We start from the raw sequence: 19,931 nt of genomic DNA, 5'->3' as shown, positions 1-19,931 counted from the left end.
TAAAAAACCGCCGAGCTGGGCCCGGCGGTTGGTCGTCCCGGCTATCTCTCTACCGGATATCAGCTCTTGTGTTTCGCGTCGTACTTGTATTCGGGCGCTGCCTTAACCTGATCCTTGGAAACGTCCATCTTCGCGTTCCACTTTTTATTGCTTTCATCATAAGTGATCATCACGGAGGCGGGATCAATCACCACATACTTGGTGCCCATTCCCAGGAAGCCGCCGACCGAAACGACATAGCCAGCGACTTCTTTGCCGTTGATCACGACATCTTCAATCTCACCGACTTTCTCGCCGGCGTTGTTATAGATGTCGAGGTCGGTGATTTGCTCGCTCATCGCGGCCCTGTTCGGGACGTTCACGAATTTCGCGGCCCCGGTGGTCGCCGTGGTGGTTGCTGCGGGGGCCGTGGCGCTGGGGGTCGTCGTGGTCTGGGCGTACGCGGGAGCTACAAGCGCAGAAGCGGCGACCGCGGCAAGGATCAGGTTACGCATGGGGTATCTCCCGTTGAATGCGCGGGAGAAACGCCGGAGCGGCATAGGCGTTCCGTTTAGGCTCGCCCCAACAGTGGATGTGGGGGGCATGTCGCGCCGGGGGGTCGGCGAGGATAGGGGTCTCACCCGGACGGGGGTCAATGGAGTGCCGAGGACCTACCGTGTCATACGGGAGGCTGTGTCGAGCCCCACATGAAGGCGAGGATCTCATCCCGAACCTTTATGAAGTCTTCCCGCTGATCCGCCGTGAACACCACAGCATTTTCGTCTGCCATGGCGTCGAAGACTCCGCCGCGGGGCGGGTTTTTTCCCGGAAAATCAAAAGCGATAAAGCCGCCGCCCCCTTTGGCCGAATCCCTGAATTCAACAGCCGTAATAGCTAGGGCGAGAATGTATCTGTCACCCTGTATGCCCTGATTGAGAAACGTTCCCAGTCCGCCGCCGCCCTTCGTGATGGTGATCAGCTTGCCATCGAATGATATTGCCCCGTTCTTGCCCTGCGCGCTTCCCACGACCGTTCCCCCAATGCTTACGCTCGCGATAGTTGCGCGGCGGCTTGGGCTTGTCCATGCTCCAAAGGGGAGGAGCGGAGAGAGCCCGCTGGCACGTTCTCGCCTTATAGGGCGACGGGTTTGATCATTGCGTAGTTCGGGGAACCCCTGCCTAACTTCTACAATGCAATACTGAATTGATATAAGGATATCCCGGTGCTCAACAAGTGGCAGATAGTCGAAACGTTCAGAGCCGTGGACGATGATGGGCAATTATATCTCATAACCTACCTTCAGCTCAGAATAAAATCCAATGAGAACAGAAGGGATGGAATGTCGAGCCAAGATCAAGTACGTAAACGCTTTGAACTTCAGGATGGGTCTGTTCTCGAGAAGACGGGCTTAAATTCATTCAAGCTCAAAGGAGGAGATAAAGTTTTTCAAAGGGCCTAGGCGCTTTGCCCCGCCGCACCGCCGCTCTAGAGGGCGGCAGCGCATCACCTCGACTCTATCCAGCGCCAAAGATCTCCGGCCCTAATGCCGACTCGCCGGGGTGACATGCGGAGCACTTTCGGCCCGTCCCCCTCGTCGATCCTGCGACGGAGCGTCGACAGGCTAATTCCCGAGATTCGCGCACACTCGCGCAGATCGATCACAGTGGCCTCCGCTAGGCTATAAGCCGTCCCGGAACCACCGTTACTGGTCACGGCTTCCCTCTTTCACCCGAGCCCGCTTCAATCTAGCTGCCTCTGCAATGGCCTTGGCTCGATTCAGGGGGCTATTGGCATCGCGCCGGCGACTAGGTGAGGCTTGCTTTAAGCGCAGCACTCCAAAACATAAAAGCATCGTCGTAACTGACGGCGATCTGTTCTTCTGGCCAGTCATTTAGTCCGCTTGTCATGAAAGTGAACTCCCCTGCCAGCGCACATGATATGCGAACTAGATGCTCTAATTCGCCATACGTTACGAACTTGTCCACTTCTCGCCAAGTTATATGAGAGATCGCGACATTTCTAAAGCTCTGAAGTCGACCGAATACAGTCCAGTCGATTTCGCCGTACTTTAGGAGAAATCGCTGGACTGCCAACGAACTGTCACGCTTCGCGCCTTCCAAACTCGACGGGGGCTCACTTAGGGCAAACGATTCTGCGACGAGCCTGATAGCCTCCTCTCGTTTCAAGAAACGATGCACCGACTGCATAGAAAGGCCGGCATCTCGATCCAGCAACGCGAAAGTCCGGATTACAGACATCAGCGCCAACTGTTGACGAATTTCATGAGCGTGATGAATCGAAGGGAGGGACTTGTCGGACGCGGCAGCGATTGAAGCGTTTATCCCGGAATAAGCTCCATATGCTCTCGCGGCCATGTCTGCCCACAAGTTGAGCTTCTTCGCAGCACCCGATACATCGGCTCCTAGGTCGGTCGACATCGGCGACTGAGTCCTTTTCCAGATCGCGCCCATTCAGTCGGTGAAGGTCATTACCATCTACCAGTCGCGCGGCCGGCAGATGAAGCACGGTAGATCATCACCTCAGAATAGTGGGCGCCGTCATTGCCTTGCCCCCGTCGCCAAAAGCCTGATCAAATCTTAAATTACCAAACACAAACTGCCCACGCGTGCCGTCGTTCAGGGTGACGATTGCGGTGCCGGAAATTAGATCCATTTGGCGGGTGATCACGGTCTGTCCAAACCGCCCGTCAGTGCATCTTACCTGCACCACCAGCGTCGGATTTGTATCGGTCGAATTGTAATTCCCATCGCACCTTGGGCCTGCAGGGATCTGTACCCAAAATGAGCCGTCCCCATCCGATCGGGCTGTAGCTTGTCCTGCAGCAGGGGTGCCGGCGGGCATTTGGCCTGTGATAGGTACGCTGGCCGAAGACACGCAACCGCACAGCGCAATGGCAAGGGGTGGCATCATGCCACTCAGCCTCAGCCAAACTTATCCCATCTTCCCGCCTCCCAGGTATTATGGGAGCATTAGTTGCAAGCGGCACCTGGGCTGTCCAGACGGTAGTGTCATAAGCCTTATACGCACGCGACGGTGGCTTCTCAGCCGTCATTGCCGGCATTCAACTGCTCCGGCCGTAGCCCCTCATCCGCGCCAACCTTCAGCGCCACGCCGGGCCCGCCTGCAACATCGCCGTTATCCAGGAATTGGACGCCGGCGGATTCGAGAGCTGTGCGGATGGCGGTGAGGGTCCGTGGTAACAGATCCTCTCCGCGCTCCAGCCTCGATATCGTATCCACAGATACGGATGCGGCTTTGGCGAGATCACGCACGCCCCACCCCAGGGCGGTGCGCGCCATCCTGCACTGAACGACGTTCATCGTAATTGTGTCCTGAATTCGTGTTGACGTAATGTTGGCGCCGCGCTATCGGTATGATGTACCGAAATCAGGACGCCTGAGCAAGGACGCCAACCCAATGCCCACCGACATCCTTAACCAATCCTTTCCAACCCACCTCACCCCGCCCACCAACGACAACAGCCTGTTGCCCGCCGGCAAGCCTCGCGCCCCGACGCCAGGTTCCAAGAACTGGTTCATGGCCCTGGCCTACGCCGAATGGCTTTTTAACGAGCGGCGGATCCTCTGCGCCATCATGGGGTGGGATGTGAAGGAGACCACGCACACGCCCGCTGGTGTCTTCCACTTCCCTCCCGGGGGCGACTGGCGATGGGGGATGCCTCCCATGTGGCGCGGCGCGGCAGTCATGGACACCGCCGGCGTGGACCTCAACACGCTTGCCACATGGGCTCGGGAGGCCGCTGCGAGGGCTAAGGAGAGTGGCTTGGCGCCCGAGCAGTGCGTGGAGCCGGACGCGGTGTCTGAGGCCCGCCTAAGCCCATGCTATAGTCAGGATCTGGGGGGCCACCGAACGGTCTAACTCCATTGCCCGCGTGCCCGCTGGACGCCCCGTCATCCGCAAGGTGACGGGGCACATTTCTGAGGCTCTCTGCGTCAACCCGTCACAGGGCTTGCCGCGGGCTCTCTTCCCGAAACCGCGATTTTAAGAGCCCCCACCCTCACGAAGGGTTCGAATCCCGAGGTTCGAATCTCTAATGGGTATGGCCGGCCCAGGTTATGGGGACGGTTATGACACGCCCCAAAAAACGCCAAAAAACTCAATGATTTCAAGGGCTAGTGGCGGAGACGGAGGGATTCGAACCCTCGAGACCCTTTTGGGGGTCTGCTCATTTAGCAAACGAGTGCCTTCAGCCTCTCGGCCACGTCTCCACTGTGTCTCCTATGCCGAACCGGAGACGGCTTTGCAAGGTCAGGACGGACATTGTCCCCGTCGGTTCAACTGCCCGCGTAGGACTTCTCTTCGACGATGGAGGAGCCCACCATGAGGTTGATCTCCTTCTTGATGGCTGCGCGCCGGTCGTTGGTCGCGTAGACGGCACGGGCAAGCTCGATGAATCGCGCATCGAACCGGCCTTCGGCCTCCAGCTCGCGAATCTCGTCCTCCACCTGCCACAGCGTCTCGTTCACCACCTTCAGATCCTCGGTGAGGGTCTCGATGCCCTCCAGGCCATGAGAATCACGCAGGGCAACAAGCGCCGCGAGTTCGCGCGCGACATTCACCAGCTTCGCCGGGTCGGTCATGCGCTCGGTCTTGATCTGGAGGATGGTGATCTTGTCGATCAGCTCGCCCGCGGAAATGGGAGCGAGGATATCGACGGTCTCGCCGGCGCGCGCGGGCTCGGTCATGCGGATGCTCCGCTCTCTACCTCGGGCCGAGCGGCCATGCGCCCGCGCACCATCTCCGTGATGGTCTCAAACACGCCGGCCCAGTCGCCGGCCTTCGTCTGCCGCACGAGGGTGAGCGAAGGATAGAACACACTCGCCTCCCCTGCCCTTCCCCAGCGCCAGTCCGGCACCGCCTTCAGCGCCACGATGGCGGGGCGGCCGAGCGCCCCGGCAAGGTGGGCCATGGAGGTGTCCGTAGTGACCACGAGGTCGAGGTGCTGGAGTAGCGCCGCGCTGTCGAGGAAGGCGCCGTCGGCGTCAAAGTCTGCATCGAGTCGCAGGAGCCGGCCCTTGAACGGCACCTCGTCCACCTGCTCCTCGCCGGCATTGCGCTGGATCGCGACAAGCTTGACGCCCGGCACGGCCGCGAGCGGCGCAAATGCGCTGAGCGGCGCCGAGCGGCCGACATCGATGTCGCGCCGCGTGCTGCCCTGCCAGGTGATGCCGATCACGAAGTCGCCGGTCTCGCGCACATGGCGCCATTGCCGCGCGCGTTCCGGCTCGGCAGCAAGATAAGGCACGGACGGCCACGCCGCCGGGTCCTGCGCGATGAGGAGCGGTAGGCTTCCCAGCGGCACCCAACGCAGCCCCGGAGCTGACAGGTCGAGGTCCGACTCGTCCGATATCAGCGCAACGCCGGGATGAAGCGTGGTCATCAGCGGCGCAAGAGGCGCGCGAACCAAGAATTTCACCGGAATGCCGCGTTCCGCCAGCAAAGGCACAAGACGGGCGAACTGGATGGCGTCGCCGAGCCCCTGCTCACCCAGCACCACCAGCTCGGAGGGTATCTCCTTGCCATCCCAGCGCGCGAAGGGAAGCGGCTTATAGGTGGGCGGCACGATGCGCGCGCGCTCCTCATAGCCCGCCCAGCCTTTCGCCCAGCGCCCCAGCGCGAGATCGTCCATGGCGAGATGGAAGACGGCATCGGAGTGCTTCGGCCCGTTCCGCAGCGCCCGCTCAATGGCGGGGCGCACCTCGCCCATCCGGCCGAGATCGGCGAGCACGTAGGAGCGCGCGACGGCCGCCTCCACGTGACGGGGAGCAATCGCGAGCGCGGAATCGAGGTCCGCAAGCGCACCGGCCGCGTCGCCCGCGGCACGCTTTGCCTCCCCGCGCTCATAGAACGCGCCGGCGTGGCGCGGGTCCCGCTCCAGGGCGGCATCGCACTGATGAATGGCTTCGGTGGGAGCCTCCTGCCGGCGCAGGACCTGGGCAAGAAGCACGCGGATATCGACGCGCCCTGGCGCGACGTCCACCGCCTGCTGGAATGCGGAGCGGGCTCCCTCAAGGTCGACGCTCGCAAACCGAGCCTGCCCCAGCAAGAAAAGGACGTCCGCATCGCGCGGCGCCGTCTCCAGCGCCTTTTCCGCTACGGCGGCAGCGCCGGCTATGTCACCGGTCTCCAGCAGAAGATTGCCCTTGTTGGCCAGATGCATGGGCATCCAGGGCTGGAGCGCGATGAGGTGATCGAAATCCGCCAGAGCTTCGGTGTGGAGCTTCAGCCGCCCCAAGGCGACCGCCCGGTTGGCGAGAGCCTCCACGGCACGGGGATCCAGCTCCAGCGCCCGGGAATAGCGCGCCACCGCCTCCTTGAAGCGGCCGAGCGCGGCCAGCGCGTTGCCCGCCTGGAACTGCGCCTCGCCGAAGCCGGGCGCAAGCTTCACCGCCTTGTCGAACTGGGCCAGCGCCTTCTCCGCCTGCCCCGCCGCCTGGAGGCCGACACCCAGCAGCAGCAGAGCATGGGGATCATTGGGCGCAAGGTTTGAGGCGGCGCGCGCGCTCTGCACGGCTTCCTTGGGCCGGCCGGTCTGGAGCAGGGCCATGGCCAGCATGCGGTGCGCGTCCGTGAAGGACGGCTGCAGGGCCGCGGCGCGGCGGAAACCGTCGATGGCCGCCTCCATCTGCCCCGCGCGATGCAGGGCGGCGGCCTCGGCGAGGACGGCGCGCGGATCGGGGGACATGGTCAACTCTCTTGGCTAAGGGCGGGGCCGCTTCTCTAGCTCCTGGCGCGCTGGCCGAAAAGCATCTTCTGCGCCTCTTTGTCCTTGGAGAGGTCGAGCTTCTGGCGTTCCTCCGCATTCACATGCAGGCCGCGCTGCACGGCGGGGCGCATCATCACCGTTTCGAGCCAGCGCTTGAAATGCGGGAATTCCTCGACTTTCTGCCCCTGCCGCTCCCAGAGCTTCGCCCAGCCCAGGCAGGCCATGTCGGCGATGGAATAGTCACCGGCGAGGAATTCGCTGTCCTTCAGGCGCTTGTTCATGACGCCATAGAGCCGGTGCACCTCGTTGGTGTAGCGCTCGATGGCGTAGGGGATCTTCTCGGGCGCATAGATGCGGAAATGGTGCGCCTGGCCGGCCATGGGGCCGAGGCCGCCCATCTGCCAGAACAGCCACTCGTCCACCTCCACCCGCTTGCGCTCGTCGGCCGGGTAGAATTTGCCCGTCTTGCGACCGAGATATTGCAGGATGGCGCCGGACTCGAACACCGAGATGGGCGTGCCGCCCGGCCCGTCGGGATCGACGATGGCGGGGATCTTGTTGTTCGGGGATACGGCAAGGAATTCGGGCTTGAACTGTTCGCCCTTGCCGATATTCACCAGCTTGACCTCGTAGGGAAGGCCGCACTCCTCCAGCATGATGCTGATCTTCCAGCCGTTTGGCGTCGGCCAGTAATGAAGCTCGATCGGCTGCTGGATATCGGCCATGTGCTCACTCCGTCCCGGCCGGTCTGAGCCGGCGAAGGGCGATAGACGTATTCCCGCCGCTCGCGGACGGCAAGCATTGTTGAAAGTGGACTTGGGGAGGACCGCCCGAGCGGGACTATTGTTCCACCAACTCCACGCGCCGGTTCTTGGCTTGGCCGTCTTCCGTCCGGTTGCTGGCCACGGGCGCGAGCGGACCGAGGCCGCGGGCGACCATGCGCTTTGGATCGATGCCGAGCTTGGCGAGCGCCTTGGCGAGGGAATCGGCGCGCTTGTTGGAGAGGGTGACGTTGTAGTCCAGCGTGCCCTTATTGTCCGTGTGGCCGACCACATAGACCTTCAGGCCCGGATTTTCCTTCAGGAACTTCACCATCTGCGCAAGCTGCGGCTCGGACTCCGGCTTGATGTCGGCTTTGTCGAAATCGAACTGGATGCCGTAGAACACCGCCTTGCCGTCGGACGCCATCTTGCCGGTGATCTGCTCGGCGCTGACCACCTCCATGCGGCGGTCCATGGCCTTGGGCTCGACAGTCTCCACCAGCACGCCCACCCGGTCCGAAAGCACGCGGGAGATATCGCCGAAGCCGCCGCCCCGGTTCACGGCCACATAGATGCCGGCATAGGTGTCGCCCTCGGGCGCGGTCTTCTTCATCAAGGCGTAGCGCACATCGACCACCTGATCGAAGATCGCATCGATCATCTGCCGGCGGGCCTGCTCGTAGTTCGGGCCGACCACCTTCGTCTCCGCCTTATCCCAGCGGTACTTGAGATAATAGAAGCTCTCGCCGCATTCCTCACCGGCGCAGCGGAACACCGGCTCGAACCCCTTGGCGGCCAGCGTCTCGGTGAAATTCGTCATCACCTCCAAAGAGGAGCGTCCCGCAGGCGCGACGTAGAGCGAGCGCGTCACCTTCCCCTGGGCGCGCACCACGGAGGTGAACTTCTTGGCGTCGGAATAAGTGGCGCCCGTGGCCGGTCCCGATGGGAGCGTCAGCTCGTCGAACGCCTTGGTGGTCTGCGCAAGCAGAATGGAATCCTTGTAGCGGCCAGTCAGCGGGTTGTCGGCGGCGCCTTGGACATCCTTAGCGAGAAATACTTCGAAAGCGCCCTGAGCAAAGACGTGGGTGGAGATAAGCAAAAGGAAGGTGAGCGCAAAAGACCGAGCGAGAGCCATTGGATGCACTCCGGTAGGGGAAGGCGTACTGAGTTCCATACTGCTTTTTGCGCATAGTCCAACCCCAATCTTCAAGCCGGCAAGATAAGCGGCGGCGCGTGTTTGCGGGGATGGCACCGGCCAAGACGCAGACATGAAAATTTTTCCCATTTTTACGACTAAAGTCTATTGCCCTTGGGGCATAACGTAGCGTCTTCTTCTTAGGTCAAGCGGGCGGTGCGCCAACACCGTCGTGCCTCCTCACCCTGGAGGCCGGGCCCGCGAGGGAGGAAGAATATGTCCAACGAGCACGAGGGTGCGCGCCCGAATCGGCGCGCCTTCATGACGACGGCGGTTGCCGCCGCCGGCGCCACGGCCATCGCCGCGCCCGCGGTGCATGCGCAGGCGCCCATCAAGCTGAAATTCCAGTCCACCTGGCCGAACAAGGATATCTTCCACGAGTTCGCCGGGGACTTCGTCCGCTATGTGAACACCATGGCCGGCGGCCGCATCGAGCTGGAGCTGCTCGCGGCCGGCGCCGTGGTGCCGGCCTTCCAGGTGCTCGATGCGGTCTCCTCGGGCATCATCGACGGCGGCCACGGCGTGTCCGCCTACTGGTACGGCAAGAACAAGGCCTTCTCCCTGTTCGGCACCGCCCCGGCCTTCGGCTGGGATGCGGACGAACTGCTCGGCTGGGTCCGCTACGGCGGTGGCCAGCAGCTCTATGACGAGCTGACCCAGCAGATCCTCAAGCTCAACGTCGTGGGCCTGCTCACCGGGCCCATGCCCACGCAGCCCCTCGGCTGGTTCAAGTCCGAGATCACCAGCGTCGACCAGCTGAAGGGCATGAAGTACCGCACAGTCGGCCTCGGCGCGGACCTCTTCAAGGAACTGGGCGTCGCGGTCACCATCGTGCCGGGCGGCGAAATCGTCCCCGCCATGGATCGCGGCCTTCTGGAGGGCGCGGAGTTCAACAACCCCTCCTCCGACCTCGTGCTCGGCTTCGCCGACGTCTCGAAGGTCTACATGGTGCAGTCCTATCACCAGGCGCTCGAATGCTTCGAGGTCCTGTTCAACAAGACCAAGTTCGAGAGCCTGCCCAAGGACGTCCAGGCCATCATCAAGGGCGCGGCGGATGCCGCCTCCTCCGACATGATGTGGAAGGCGCAGGATCGCTATTCGAAGGATCTCGAAGTCCTGAGAGCACGTGGCGTGAAGATCATCCCGACACCGAAGTCGGTGCTGGAAGCCCAGCTCAACGCCTGGGACAAGGTGATCGCCAACCTGTCCGCCGACCCGTTCTTCAAGAAGGTGGTGGACAGCCAGATGGCGTGGGCCAAGCGCGTGGTCGGCTTCCGCCTCCAGTACGAGGCCGACAGCGCCACCGCCTACAAGCACTTCTTCCAGAAGGCTTGAGCGGGCGCGCCTCCAAAGCGTCCTTCGCCGCTTTTGCATGGCCGGGCCTTGTCCCGGCCATGCGCTTAATAGGCTATATTACGTAGAGGAAACGAGGCGGCGGCGCGCTGTGCGCGACCACCGCCCGGGGAACGAGGATGCAGCCGGCGCCGCGCGTGGCGGCTGCGAGGTTGTTCCGTTCCCTCTCGCGCCCAAGACCATCCGAGGGAACCAGAATGCAAAGTTTCCTGCTCGCCATCGACCGATTCAACACCTTCATCGGCAAGCTGTTCGCCTGGGTGATCGTCATCCTGACGGTGGCCATCTGCTACGAGGTCTTCTGCCGCTACGCGCTGCGCGCGCCCACCTCCTGGGCCTATGACGTGTCCTACATGCTGTACGGCACGCTGTTCATGATGGCCGGCGCCTACACCCTGTCGCGCAACGGCCATGTGCGGGGCGACTTCCTCTATCGCAACTGGTCGCCGAAGCGGCAGGCGGGCGTGGACCTCGTTCTCTACTTCCTGTTCTTCTTTCCCGGCATCCTGGCCCTCATCTATGCCGGCTGGGGCTATTTCCGCCTCTCCATGATGCTCAACGAGCACTCATCCTTCTCCCCCGACGGGCCGATGATCTGGCCGTTCAAGGGGCTGATCCCGCTCACCGGCGTACTCATGTTCCTCCAGGGGGTGGTGGAGGTGATCCGCTGCATCATCTGCCTGCGCACCGGCACATGGCCGGACCGCCTGCACGACGTGGAGGAGATGGAAAAACTCATTCTCGAACAGGCCGCCAACAAGGCGGATGCTGAGGCCATCGGCAAGGGGGCCCTGTAATGTTCATGTTGTCGGACCCCGCTCTCGGCATCCTCATGCTGGTGCTGTTCCTCGTCTTCTTGATGCTGGGCTTCCCCATCGCCTTCACGCTCATGGCCCTCGGCGTGGGCTTTGGCTATTTCACCCGCGGCGACACGGTGTTCCAGCTCTTCGTCCAGCGCACCTACAGCGTGATGGCGAACGACGTGCTCATCTCCATCCCGCTGTTCCTGTTCATGGGATATGTGGTGGAGCGCGCGAACATCCTCGACCGGCTGTTCCGTGCCATCCAGCTCGCCGCCGGCTGGGTGCCGGGCTCGCTCGCGGTCGCAACCCTCGTCACCTGCGCCATGTTCGCCACCGCCACCGGCATCGTCGGCGCGGTGGTGACGCTGATGGGGCTCCTCGCCTTCCCCGCCATGCTGCGCGCCGGCTACGACACCAAGCTCGCGGCGGGCGTGGTCTGCGCGGGCGGGTGCCTCGGCATCCTCATCCCGCCCAGCGTCATGCTGATCCTCTACGGCGCCACCGCCGGCGTCTCGGTGGTGAAGCTCTACGCCGCCGCCTTCATGCCGGGCCTGATGCTCACCGGGCTCTACATGCTCTATGTGATCATCCGGGCCATGCTGAACCCCGCGCTCGCGCCCAAGCTTCCGCCGGAAGCCAAAGCGTCCTCCGTGTGGGAGATCCTCGGCGCCCTCGCCTCCTCCTTCTTCCCGCTGGCGGTGCTGATCACCGGCGTGCTGGGCGCCATCGTGTTCGGGCTTGCCACCCCCTCGGAGGCGGCGGCGGTGGGCGCGGGCGGCGCCATCCTGCTGGCGGTGGCTTACCGCTCCTTCTCCATCAACAAGCTGAAGGAGAGCGTGTTCCTCACGGCCCGCGCCTCCGCCATGGTGTGCTGGCTGTTCGTGGGCTCGGCGGTGTTCTCCGCCATGTTCGCGCTTCTGGGCGGGCAGCAGCTGGTGGAGAACTTCGTCCTCTCGCTGAACCTCGGTTCGGTGGGCTTCCTGCTACTGACCCAGGCCATCATCTTTGTCCTGGGCTGGCCTCTGGAATGGACGGAGATCATCGTGATCTTCCTGCCCATCTTCCTGCCACTGCTGGATAATTTCGGCGTGGACCCGATCTTTTTCGGCATCCTTGTCGCGCTGAACCTGCAGACCTCCTTCCTGTCGCCGCCGGTGGCGATGGCACCCTTCTATCTGAAGGGCGTGGCGCCGAAGCATGTCTCCATCGACGAGATCTTCTCAGGCGTCATGCCCTTCCTCGCCATCGTCATCGTCGCCATGATCCTGCTGTATGTGTTCCCCGGCATCGCTTTGTGGCTGCCGAGCGCACTTTATGGGTAAGGATCCATGGCAAAGGGCAAAGCAACGGAGCTGTTCACCGTAGGCTATGAGCACACCACCCCCGGCGCGTTCCAGGACACCCTGACCCGCGCCGGGGTCGACCTTCTGGTGGACGTGAGGGCGGTCGCCTCCTCGCGCCGGCCGGGCTTCTCCAAGGGCGCGCTCTCCGCCGGCGTTTCCGAACTCGGCATCGCCTACGTGCATCTGCGCCCGCTGGGCACGCCCAAGGAGGGGCGCCTTGCTGCCCGCTCCGGCGACCATGCGGGCCTCATGCGCATCTACAACGCCCATCTTGAGACGCCGGCCGCGCGCGAGGCGCTGGACGAACTGGCCAGCCTCACCAAGGGCCGGCGCATCTGCCTCATGTGCTACGAGCAGCACGTGGAAGGCTGCCACCGACTGCGGCTCGCGGAAATCTTGTGCGAGCGATTGGATGTGCCGGTGGAGCATTTGATGCCGGCGGCGTTTTAAAGGGCCCTTGTCCTGGACAAGCGACGGCGGAGCCGGAGCGCAGATCCGGGACCCAGCGCAAGACTCCGGCGAAGCCGGCAATGGCGCGACCAGCGCCGTTACGCTCTCGCCGCGCGGCGGCAAGAGCTCATTGAAGCGCCTTCGGCGGTCTCTTGCGCTGGGTCCCGGGTCGCATTCCGCTGCGCTGCATGCGCCCAGGACAAGAACCGGCGCCCGGTAGATATCCCAGCTCAGCCCGCCGCCAGAACCACCTCCCGCGCCTCCGCCAGGGCCTCCGGCGTGTCCACGTCCAGCAGCGGGCCCGGCCCGCTCACTTCCACCTCGAACACCGCCTCGGAATGGGCGGCGATGAGATGGCGGGCACCCATGTCGCCTTCCAGAGCGGCGAGAGCCGGGAAGAAACGGCGCGACCACAGCACGGGATTGCCCCGCCGACCGCCCACCACCGGCACCACCACCAGCCGCCCCTCCTCCGGCGCGAAGCCCGCAACGAGACGCTCGATGGTTGAAGTCTCCACCAGCGGCATGTCGCCGAGCAGCACCAGCGCGCCCGGCGCTGTCTCCGGCACCGCCGCGATGCCCGCCGCGAGCGAGCCGGCAAGGCCGTCCGCATAGTTGGGATTCGGCGCGACAATCACATCCAGGCCAGCCAATGCGTGCTGAACACGCTCGCGCTCATGACCGGTGACGACGATGACGGGCCGCGCGCGCGAGGCGAGCGCGGCCTCCACCACGCGGCGCACCACCGGGCGCCCGCCCACCTCTTCCAGAAGCTTGTTCGGCCCGCCCATGCGCGTGCCGCGCCCCGCCGCCAGCACCAATGCGGCGACCGGCGCGGGCGCGGGAGACACCGGCTCTTCGCGCGGCTGCGGGCGGGTGACGATCTCACCGATAAGGCCGCCCGCGCCCATGCGGGCGACGTCAGCCGAGGTGACGGGCAAGTCCGCCAGGAGCCGCGCCAGGATGAAATCGAAGCCGTTTTCCTTGGGGCTGCGGGCACAGCCCGGCGCGCCGAGCACGGGAATGTCGCCGAGCCGGCCCAGCAGCAGGAGATTGCCGGGGTCCACCGGCATGCCGAGCCGCTCCACCGCGCCGCCGGCCGCCTCCAAAGCAGCGGGGATGACATCCCGCCGGTCGGCGATGGCGGAAGCGCCGAACACCAGGATCAGCTCCGCACCGGCCTGCTTTGCCGCGTCTATGGCCCCGCGCAGGGCCATGGTCTCGTGCGGCACGCGCGCCTCGTGGGCGATGCGGGCGCCGAAGCGCGACAGCCGCTCGGCGGTGACGCGCAGGGTCTTCTCCACCACCTTGTCCGCGAGCCCCGGCAGCAGGGTCGAGATGACCGCCACCGCCACGCGGCGGAACGGTGCGATGCCGATGCGCGGGATCGCGCGCTTGAGCGCCACGTCCACCAGCGCGCCCGACACCGCATAAGGAATGATCTTCACGGTGGCGATAAGGTCCCCCTCCCCCACCGGCCGGAAGGGGGCGAGGGTGGCGAAGGTGAGCGCCTCGTCCACGAGGTTGAAGGCATCCACCGACGCCGCGTCCACCTCCAGCACGCCGGGCACGGTGGCGAAGAGATTGGCGCGGCCGGTGAAGGGCGGGGCCGCGCGCGTGCCGGCGCCGGCGAAGCAGGCGGCGAGGCGTGCGGCGGCGGCGTCCTCGTCGAGATCCCCCTCTTCCAGGCGCGCCACCATGACCTCGGAAATGCCGGCCGCCACCAGCGCGGCGATCTCCGCCGGGCCGAGCCGGGTGCCCTTCTTCAGGATCAGGCCGTTGGATTTCACCGCATGGGCAGCGACGGCGCCCAGCGCCTCCGCCACCGGGACGAGGCCGAATTTCACTCCGCCGCCTCCGGCCGTGCCGCCGCGACTTTTTCCTTGCGCAGCGCGGCGATGACCTCGCCGAGGACCGCCACGGCGATCTCGCCGGGGCTCACCGCGCCGATATCGAGACCGATGGGCGCGTGGATGCGGGCGGTGTCGTCCGCGCTCAGCCCGCGCGCGGCGAGCCGCTCCAGGCGCTTGGCGTGGGTGCGCCGCGAGCCCAGCGCCCCCACATAGAAGCAGCCGGCCCTCAGACCCGCTTCCAGGGCCGGCTCGTCGATCTTGGGATCGTGGGTGAGCGCGATGAGGGCGGTGAAGGGGTCCACCCCCACTTCGGGCAGCGCCTGGTCCGGCCACTGGGCGATCAGCGGCACGTCGGGAAAGCGCTCGGGGGTGGCGAAGGCGGTGCGCGGGTCGATGATGACCATGTCGTAGCCGGCCACGCGCGCCAAAGGCGCCAGGGCCTGAGAGATATGGACGGCGCCGATCACCACGAGGCGCGGCGGCGGCACTTCCACGGTGAGGAAGGCGCGGGATGGCCCCTCCCCCACGGCGCCGCTCTTGCCCGTCCGGAACGCCTTGCGCAGGTCGGCGGCAAGCGGATCGGCGGTGGCGTCCTCGGGCGTCACGAGGCGCTGGGCGCCGGTTTCAAGCTCGGTGACGAGGATGGCGGCGCGGCGCGCGGCGCGCTCCGCCATCAGCTTTGAGAGGAGATCGAGGCGCATGGGGCTTCAGTCCACCCGCTCCACATAGACCCGGATGGCCCCGCCGCAGGAGAGGCCGACGCGCCAGGCGGTCTCGTCCGCCACGCCGAATTCCAGGATGCGGGGCTTTCCGTTCTCGATGACGTCGGCGGCCTCGCTCACCACCTCGCCTTCCACGCAGCCGCCGGAGACGGAGCCGAGGAAATTGCCGTCCGCATCGATCACCAGATGGCTGCCCACGGGGCGCGGGGCCGAGCCCCAGGTCTCAAGCACTGTGGCGAGCGCCACGGAACGTCCCTCGCGGCGCCAGCGCAGTGCCGCCTCCAATACGTCGTCTTCGGTCGAGAGCATGGGCCTTCTCCCTGAGGGCGGCTGTCCGCGGCTTGGCGCGCGCGTCTCATCCCCTATATAGGGGCGCGCGCCCGGCCTGAAAGCCGCCGGGCCTGCACCATTGTTCTCCCTGGAACGCCATATGTCCACGCTGCGCACCGCCGACGACCTGATCGCCGCCGGCCTCGTCCCCGAGGTGGGGCGGGACGAGGTCGCGCGTGTCGCGGCCCGCTATGCGGTGGCGGTGACGCCGGTTCTGGCGGCGCGCATGGCGCCGGGAGACGCTCTGGCGCGCCAGTTCGTGCCCGATGCGGCCGAGCTTGAGGTGCGCCCGGAGGAGTTGGCCGACCCCATTGGAGACGAGGCCCATTCGCCCGTTCCCGGCATCGTCCACCGCTATCCCGACCGAGCGCTGCTGAAGCTGGTGAATGTGTGCGCGGTCTATTGCCGCTTCTGCTTCCGCCGCGAGATGGTCGGCCCCGGCGCGGAGAACGCCCTCTCGCCCGAGGCGCTGGATGCGGCCTTCGACTATGTTTGCGCCCATCCGGAAATCTGGGAGGTGATCCTCACCGGCGGCGATCCCTTCATGGTCTCTCCCCGCCGCATGCGCGAAGTGGTGGGCCGGCTCGCCGGGATCGATCATGTGAAGATCGCCCGCTTCCACACCCGCATCCCCATCGCCGCGCCCGAGCGGGTGAGCGCCGACATGGTGTCCGCGCTGAAGGCGGATAACATCACTTCCTATGTGGTGATCCACGCCAACCATGCCCGCGAGCTGGGGCCGGAGGCGCGCGCCGCCATCGCCCGGCTGGTGGATGCGGGCATTCCCGTGCTGTCCCAGTCGGTGCTGCTGCGCGGCGTGAACGACGATGCAACGACGCTGGCGGAACTGTTCCGGGCGTTAGTGGAATGCCGGGTGAAGCCCTATTACCTCCACCATCCCGACCTTGCCCCCGGCACCGCCCATTTCCGCCTCACCATCGCGGAGGGGCAGGCGCTGATGCGCGCGCTCCGGGGCCGGGTCTCGGGTCTCTGCCTGCCCACTTACGTACTCGACATCCCCGGCGGGCACGGCAAGGTGCCGCTGACGCCCTCCTATGTCGCGGGCGAGCACGTCACCGATTATTGCGGCGGGGTGCACGCCTATCCGCTGGAGCGGTCCTCATAGGCCGCCGCGCCGCGGCAACCAGCAGATTCCTCAGAATTTGAGGGTGAAGCTGCCCTTGACCATGTTGTTGGTCTCTGTGCTGGCGAGCTGGCCGGCATAGAAAAGGGACAGGCTCGTATTGGCGGTGAACGCCATGTCGAGGCCGGCCTCGATGAGCGCCGCGTCGGCGGCGATGGGGGCGCCGGAGATGGCGAAGGGCTGGGCGCCGGGGCCGAAGGCGAACAGCGCCTCCGGCGCCGTGTCGCCGAAGGCGTGCTGCCACGCCAGCGTGCCCTTGAAGCTGGTGGCGATGGTGCCGAGTGCCAGAGGGACGCTCACCCGGGCGCCGAGGGTGGAATAGGTCACGCCCTCGCTCGCGCCAGAGGAGGTCAGCGCGGAGGGACCGCCCGTCTCGGAGAAATCGTCGAGATCCACATTGACATAAGCCAAGCCCGCGAACGGCTCCAGTCCCACGGAGGCGAAAGAGAGGCCATAGCTCACCTCGCCGAACACCTGGCCGGTGCGGGCGGTGGTGTCGGCGCTGAGCTGGTTGAAGAGGCCGGGGAAGACGACGCTGCGGCTGACGCTCATGTCCGCCCAGCTATAGGCCCCGCCGAAGCGCAGCCCGAGCGCCCCGACCGTGCCCCCGCCATAGAGCGCCACATGGGCGTTGTCGCTGGAGAAGGAGGAACTGCGCGCATCCACCTGGTAGCTGGAAGAGGAGTATCCCGCCGCAAAGCCCAGCCGCCAGTCGCCCATGCCGGGGGAGAAGGTGCGGTCATAGCCCACGAACACGCCGGAGGTGTTGCCGGAGATGGTGGCGGCATTGCCGTTGCCGTCGATCTGACCCCAGGCGCCGAAGCCCTGAGCCCAGAAGGCGTTGGGGCTGCCGGGATCGGCCGCCACATCGAGGCCCGGGGCATAAGCGAGCGGCGCGGCGCCCGGTCCCGCCACCGGTACGCGGGCTCGGTCCAGTACCGCCCGGCGCAGGATCAGACTCTCATTTTGGAACACCGACAGAGCCGAGGGATAGACCTCGCCGGACACCGCGTTGAAGGCCTGCTGGGCGCTGGCCACCGTCGACTGCGAGACCACGGCATCACCGAGCGCATTGCCCAAGGCGAGCGCGTCGAGCGCGGCCGCGGCGGAGGCCTGATTGCGCGTCACCGCCGCGCTCTGCAGCGGCACCCCGTTGCGCACGATTTCCAGGGAAACGCTGGTGGGGTCATAGATCAACAGAAGGTCCAGGAAGGGCATGCTCTCGACCGCCTGCCCGAACAGGCCGGACACACCACCCGCGGCGGTGAGGATGAGGTAGCGCGTGCCCGGCGAAAAGGCGCCTGGCTCCAGGGTGCCAGAAACCGTGGCCCCGCCAAGCGTGGCGATGCCCGTGACAGCGATGACGTCCGCGCCGCCACCGGAATTTATGTCCGCTTGATAGGTGGAGCCGGGGGCGAAGGTCAGCGCCCCGTTGACCGTGAGCGTGCCGATCTGTGTTCCCGGCGCCACGGAGCCGCCCGCCGCAATGGTGGTCGATCCCACCGTGCCCGTGCCTTCCAGCGTGCCACCCTGCTGCACGTTCACAGTGCCGCCCAGCGTCCCGTTCACCGAGACTGTGCCGTCCACCGTCGATGCGCCCGTGAAGGCGGAGCTGTCGCCGGTGAGGCTGACGACGCCGTCGCCGGTGAAGGCGATGGCGCCCGCGCCGCTGAGCGCGCCGGACGCGATCGCCATGCCCGAGGCAAGGTCGAAACTGACATTGCCCGACACGGCGAGGGCATTGGCGACGTTGATGCCGTTGACGAAGCCCAAAGTGGTGCCGTCACCGAGCGCGATTGCGCCGGTGCCGGCCGCCGTGGAGCTGCCCAGCACCAGCTTGCCTTCTGCGACAGCGGTGCCGCCGCTATAGGTGTTGGCGCCGGTGAGGATGAGGGTCCCCGCGCCCGCCTTGATGAACCCGCCGGGCCCGGAAATGTCATTGGAGAACGTGGAAACGTAGCCCTGGGTATCGAGCATCACCATGCCGGTGAACATGCCGTAGCCGCGGACCGCCTTCCCCGCATTGACGAGGCCCCAGCCATACACCTCGTCCACGCCGGGCGCACCGAGATCGGTGGCGGTGGTGAGCAGCGCCTGCTGGAGGTCGTACGCCGTGAACCAGGGAAAGGCCTGCTTCACCAGCGCCGCGACGCCGCTGACGGCGGGCGCGGCCATGGATGTCCCACCTTCAACTTTGTAGCCGGTGGGATGGGCGGCATCGACCCGCCAGGTCGAATAGATATCGTCGCCAGGCGCAACGAGACACCAGTCCTTCGCGATACCGCAGCGATTGCTGAACGATGCGATGGTGTTGTTGGAATCCACCGCTGCGACGGCGAGCCAGTTGTCTTTCACCTCGGGCACGATGGCAGGCAGGGCCGCGAGGATATCGGGGTGCGCCTTGCTATCATTGCCAGTGGCAACGACCATCAGGACATCCGCCGAAGCCAGATCTATGCTGCGCTGGACGGTGAGGGGATAATAATGCTCAAGACTCTCGCGGGTGATCGTTTCGGCATTGCAGCGCACCCCCGGACCCGAGCCGACGCAGCCGATCCTGTAGCTGGCGTTGATGATGGAGACGCCCTGCGCGATGAGGAAGGGCCAAGCTTCGCTCACCCCCGAATCGGTCTCAAGGAGATTGACATGGGCGGGCACGATCGAGGCATCGAACGCTACGCCGTGCATCTCCTGTCCATCGCGCGCAGCGCCGATTATGCCTGCGACGTGTGTTCCGTGGCCACTTCCATCCCTGTTCATGCCAGGCAGCAGAGGGCCGCCTTCCGGCGGCGGCCCCACGGGAATTTCACCCAGGTCGAAATTATCGTCGTCATCAGTCGGAATAAAGACAGGCAGAGGACTGGCCCGATAGGAAAAATCAAATCCCGGCAGGACGCGTCCGGCGAATTCCGAATGCGTGGTCCACAGCCCGCTATCGGCCACCCCCACCTTCACGCCGGCACCCGTATAGCCCTGCGCATAGGCCGCGGCCGCATTGATCTGCGCCAGCGAACCGGAGCGGAAATATTCCGGGGTTTCCCATTGCGGAAGCGACTGGGCGGAGACGTTTGATGCGCATCCAAGAACCAAAGCCGCTGCGGATACGGCCGACACAGCCTCTCGCAACTGAAATGCCAATCCCCGCATGCTTTCCCACCGAGCAATGTTTCAAAGAAACGCGTCAGAGCATTGAATTCAATGAAATACTTGAAGAATAAGGTCGCGACAACCGCGCCGTCTCCGGCGTCCT

General features: G+C 65.1%; 20 protein-coding genes and 1 tRNA gene. 6 read left to right on the top strand and 15 right to left on the bottom strand.

What is annotated here, in order from left to right; genetic code table 11:
• Window positions 1-59 precede the first annotated feature (59 nt).
• The 6 genes from ABLE91_RS24290 to ABLE91_RS24270 all read right to left on the bottom strand — a co-directional run bounded on the left by ABLE91_RS24290 (window position 60) and on the right by ABLE91_RS24270 (window position 3,320).
• Window positions 60-494: a PRC-barrel domain-containing protein gene (locus ABLE91_RS24290; protein WP_348935044.1), complete on the bottom strand. Its 435-nt coding sequence runs from the start codon at window positions 492-494 to the stop codon at window positions 60-62.
• Between the two features lie 164 nt (window positions 495-658).
• Window positions 659-1,258, bottom strand: coding sequence for a DUF4429 domain-containing protein (locus tag ABLE91_RS24285; protein ID WP_348935043.1), 600 nt, complete (start codon window positions 1,256-1,258; stop codon window positions 659-661).
• A 224-nt stretch (window positions 1,259-1,482) separates the two neighbouring features.
• A complete protein-coding gene (locus ABLE91_RS28985) occupies window positions 1,483-1,641 on the bottom strand; it encodes a helix-turn-helix transcriptional regulator (protein WP_510181990.1) in 159 nt (52 codons plus the stop codon).
• A gap of 143 nt (window positions 1,642-1,784) precedes the next feature.
• The gene (locus ABLE91_RS24280) at window positions 1,785-2,450 is read right to left on the bottom strand and encodes a hypothetical protein (protein WP_348935042.1); all 666 of its coding nucleotides are present in this window, start codon (window positions 2,448-2,450) and stop codon (window positions 1,785-1,787) included.
• Window positions 2,451-2,514: 64 nt separating this feature from the next.
• Window positions 2,515-2,667 carry a hypothetical protein gene (locus ABLE91_RS24275; protein WP_348935041.1) on the bottom strand — a complete coding sequence of 51 codons (153 nt, stop codon included), beginning with the start codon at window positions 2,665-2,667 and terminating at the stop codon, window positions 2,515-2,517.
• Window positions 2,668-3,041: 374 nt separating this feature from the next.
• Window positions 3,042-3,320 carry a helix-turn-helix domain-containing protein gene (locus tag ABLE91_RS24270; protein WP_348935040.1) on the bottom strand — a complete coding sequence of 93 codons (279 nt, stop codon included), beginning with the start codon at window positions 3,318-3,320 and terminating at the stop codon, window positions 3,042-3,044.
• 97 nt (window positions 3,321-3,417) lie between these two features.
• On the opposite strand from ABLE91_RS24270, the gene ABLE91_RS24265 reads away from it, so the two are divergent.
• On the top strand, window positions 3,418-3,879 hold the full coding sequence (locus tag ABLE91_RS24265; protein ID WP_348935039.1) for a hypothetical protein: 462 nt from the start codon (window positions 3,418-3,420) through the stop codon (window positions 3,877-3,879).
• Window positions 3,880-4,137: 258 nt separating this feature from the next.
• Here the strand turns inward: ABLE91_RS24265 and ABLE91_RS24260 are convergent.
• The 5 genes from ABLE91_RS24260 to ABLE91_RS24240 all read right to left on the bottom strand — a co-directional run bounded on the left by ABLE91_RS24260 (window position 4,138) and on the right by ABLE91_RS24240 (window position 8,623).
• Window positions 4,138-4,229: transfer RNA gene (locus tag ABLE91_RS24260), tRNA-Ser, on the bottom strand.
• A gap of 66 nt (window positions 4,230-4,295) precedes the next feature.
• Window positions 4,296-4,706 (bottom strand): DUF6165 family protein, encoded by a 411-nt coding sequence (locus tag ABLE91_RS24255; RefSeq protein WP_348935037.1) that lies wholly within the window; start codon window positions 4,704-4,706, stop codon window positions 4,296-4,298.
• Window positions 4,703-6,706 carry a tetratricopeptide repeat protein gene (locus ABLE91_RS24250; RefSeq protein WP_348935036.1) on the bottom strand — a complete coding sequence of 668 codons (2,004 nt, stop codon included), beginning with the start codon at window positions 6,704-6,706 and terminating at the stop codon, window positions 4,703-4,705. Before ABLE91_RS24250 ends, ABLE91_RS24255 begins: the two co-directional genes overlap by 4 nt.
• Window positions 6,707-6,741: 35 nt before the next feature.
• The gene (locus ABLE91_RS24245) at window positions 6,742-7,452 is read right to left on the bottom strand and encodes a glutathione S-transferase N-terminal domain-containing protein (protein ID WP_348935034.1); all 711 of its coding nucleotides are present in this window, start codon (window positions 7,450-7,452) and stop codon (window positions 6,742-6,744) included.
• A gap of 115 nt (window positions 7,453-7,567) precedes the next feature.
• Window positions 7,568-8,623 carry an OmpA family protein gene (locus ABLE91_RS24240; protein ID WP_348935033.1) on the bottom strand — a complete coding sequence of 352 codons (1,056 nt, stop codon included), beginning with the start codon at window positions 8,621-8,623 and terminating at the stop codon, window positions 7,568-7,570.
• Between the two features lie 276 nt (window positions 8,624-8,899).
• Here ABLE91_RS24240 and ABLE91_RS24235 point away from each other — a divergent pair, with 276 nt between their 5' ends.
• The 4 genes from ABLE91_RS24235 (at window position 8,900) to ABLE91_RS24220 (ending at window position 12,632) form a co-directional block, all read left to right on the top strand.
• Entirely contained in the window at window positions 8,900-10,018 is a 1,119-nt protein-coding gene (locus ABLE91_RS24235; protein ID WP_348935032.1) for a TRAP transporter substrate-binding protein, read from the top strand.
• Window positions 10,019-10,233: 215 nt separating this feature from the next.
• Window positions 10,234-10,833, top strand: a complete 600-nt coding sequence (locus ABLE91_RS24230; protein WP_348935030.1) for a TRAP transporter small permease subunit — start codon at window positions 10,234-10,236, stop codon at window positions 10,831-10,833.
• A gap of 5 nt (window positions 10,834-10,838) precedes the next feature.
• The gene (locus ABLE91_RS24225) at window positions 10,839-12,161 is read left to right on the top strand and encodes a TRAP transporter large permease (protein WP_348935066.1); all 1,323 of its coding nucleotides are present in this window, start codon (window positions 10,839-10,841) and stop codon (window positions 12,159-12,161) included.
• 6 nt (window positions 12,162-12,167) lie between these two features.
• Window positions 12,168-12,632: a DUF488 domain-containing protein gene (locus ABLE91_RS24220; RefSeq protein WP_348935029.1), complete on the top strand. Its 465-nt coding sequence runs from the start codon at window positions 12,168-12,170 to the stop codon at window positions 12,630-12,632.
• A 230-nt stretch (window positions 12,633-12,862) separates the two neighbouring features.
• Here ABLE91_RS24220 and ABLE91_RS24215 read toward each other — a convergent pair whose 3' ends face one another.
• From ABLE91_RS24215 to ABLE91_RS24205, 3 genes are read right to left on the bottom strand one after another with little or no spacing between them, the layout of a single operon-like run.
• Entirely contained in the window at window positions 12,863-14,479 is a 1,617-nt protein-coding gene (locus tag ABLE91_RS24215) for an NTP transferase domain-containing protein (RefSeq protein ID WP_348935027.1), read from the bottom strand.
• Window positions 14,476-15,186 carry an XdhC family protein gene (locus tag ABLE91_RS24210; protein ID WP_348935025.1) on the bottom strand — a complete coding sequence of 237 codons (711 nt, stop codon included), beginning with the start codon at window positions 15,184-15,186 and terminating at the stop codon, window positions 14,476-14,478. The genes ABLE91_RS24215 and ABLE91_RS24210 overlap by 4 nt, the downstream gene beginning before the upstream one ends.
• A 6-nt stretch (window positions 15,187-15,192) precedes the next feature.
• Complete coding sequence (locus ABLE91_RS24205; protein ID WP_348935023.1) at window positions 15,193-15,516, bottom strand: XdhC family protein; 324 nt, start codon at window positions 15,514-15,516, stop codon at window positions 15,193-15,195.
• A gap of 121 nt (window positions 15,517-15,637) precedes the next feature.
• On the opposite strand from ABLE91_RS24205, the gene ABLE91_RS24200 reads away from it, so the two are divergent.
• Window positions 15,638-16,663: a lysine-2,3-aminomutase-like protein gene (locus ABLE91_RS24200; protein ID WP_348935022.1), complete on the top strand. Its 1,026-nt coding sequence runs from the start codon at window positions 15,638-15,640 to the stop codon at window positions 16,661-16,663.
• Between the two features lie 30 nt (window positions 16,664-16,693).
• On the opposite strand, the gene ABLE91_RS24195 is transcribed toward ABLE91_RS24200, so the two are convergent.
• Window positions 16,694-19,795, bottom strand: coding sequence for an autotransporter domain-containing protein (locus ABLE91_RS24195; protein WP_348935020.1), 3,102 nt, complete (start codon window positions 19,793-19,795; stop codon window positions 16,694-16,696).
• Window positions 19,796-19,931: the final 136 nt, after the last annotated feature.

The sequence above is a fragment of the Aquabacter albus genome (assembly GCF_040049275.1).
GTDB lineage: Bacteria > Pseudomonadota > Alphaproteobacteria > Rhizobiales > Xanthobacteraceae > Aquabacter.
The sequence above is the reverse complement of the archived record's forward strand: the minus strand, read 5'-3'. Positions and strand labels throughout refer to the sequence as shown.